Origin of the sequence: Streptomyces sp. BE303, from assembly GCF_036290945.1 — a bacterium.
Taxonomy (GTDB): domain Bacteria; phylum Actinomycetota; class Actinomycetes; order Streptomycetales; family Streptomycetaceae; genus Kitasatospora.
This window is the reverse complement of the sequence record NZ_JAQYWZ010000695.1, coordinates 1-1350: the sequence shown is the minus strand read 5'-3', so window position 1 is coordinate 1350 and position 1350 is coordinate 1. Positions and strand designations below refer to the sequence as shown.

Genomic DNA, 1350 nt, shown 5'->3' with positions numbered 1-1350 from the left:
TGCGCCGACCGCACCAGACCCCACAACGCGGCGCCATCGGCGTCGGTGATCTCCGCGCCTTCCGCACCGAACGTCCGCACCACCAGGCGCGATTCGGACCACGCCGCGTCGGCCAGCCACGACTGGAGCAGCACCAGCAACCGGGCCGCCCGCTCCCGGGCCGCACCCGCCGCCGTCGCATCCACGATCAGCACGGGGGCCGGGGCCGGCAGCGGATCGCCCAGCGCCATCACGGCCGTGGCCGCGTCCGACGCGGACACCTCCTGGACCACCCAGTCCAGCCCGAACAACACACGGTCCGCCGCACCACGCGCCAGCTGACCGGCCGTCACGGGCCGGAGCCGGAGCGCGTCCACCTCGGCGACCGGGATCCCGGTCCCGTCCGCGAGCAGGAGGCGCACCTCGTCGGTGCCGTCCCCTCGGGAGAGGCGGACGCGCAGCTCCCGGGAAGCCGTTCCGGTGATCCGCACACCGGTGAAGGCGAACGGCAGCCGCACCTCCCCGTCCGGCAGCAGTTCCCCCGCGCCGATCGCGTGCAGCGCCGCATCGAACAGCGCCGGGTGCATGCCGTACCCGTCGGTCGGCTGGTCGACCGCAACCTCCGCGAACACCGTCCCGCCGGCCCGCCAGGCCCGGCGCAGACCCCGGAACGCCGGGCCGTAGGACAGACCCGCGTCGGCGAACGCCTCGTACAGCCCGTCGATCGCGATCTCGTCGGCACCGCTCGGGGGCCAGGCGACCAGGCTGAGGTCGGCGTCGACCCCGGCGGCCGGGGCGAGCGTGCCCTCGGCGTGGGTGGTCCAGGTCTCGGCGTCGCCGTCCTCGGGCTGGCTGTAGACGGTGACCGTGCGGCGGTCCGCGTCGGCGGCGGGCCCGACCCGGACCTGCAACCGGACGCCGCCCTGCGGCGGGATCACCAGGGGCTCACGCAGGATCAGCTCGTCGACACCGTTCGCGCCCACCCGTCGTCCGGCGGCGAGGACGAGGTCCAGCAGGGCGGTCCCCGGGACGAGCACGGAGCCGAACACCTGGTGGTCGGCGAGCCAGCCGGGAGTCCCCGCGGCCAGCCGGCCGGTGAGCAGGGCGCCGTCGCCGTCGGCGAGCAGCATCGCGGCGCCGAGCAGCGGGTGGTCGGACGCGTAGAGACCGACCGAGGTGACGTCGCCGGTCCCGGCGGCGGTCTCCAGCCAGTACCGCCGGCGCTGGAACGGGTAGGTGGGCAGGTCGGTCGGGCGGGCGCCGGTGCCGTCGAAGAGGACCCGCCAGGTGACGGGCTGCCCGTGGACGAACAATTCGGCGACGGCGGTGAGCAGCGTGGTGGCCTCGTCGCGGTCGCGGCGCAGGGCGGCG

The 1350-nt window shown here is 75.9% G+C and carries 1 protein-coding gene; it reads right to left on the bottom strand.

The genetic code is table 11. From position 1 onward, the window contains the following. A partial coding sequence (locus PUR56_RS16650; RefSeq protein ID WP_329949507.1) for a polyketide synthase dehydratase domain-containing protein occupies positions 1-1350 on the bottom strand: 1350 nt, incomplete at both ends.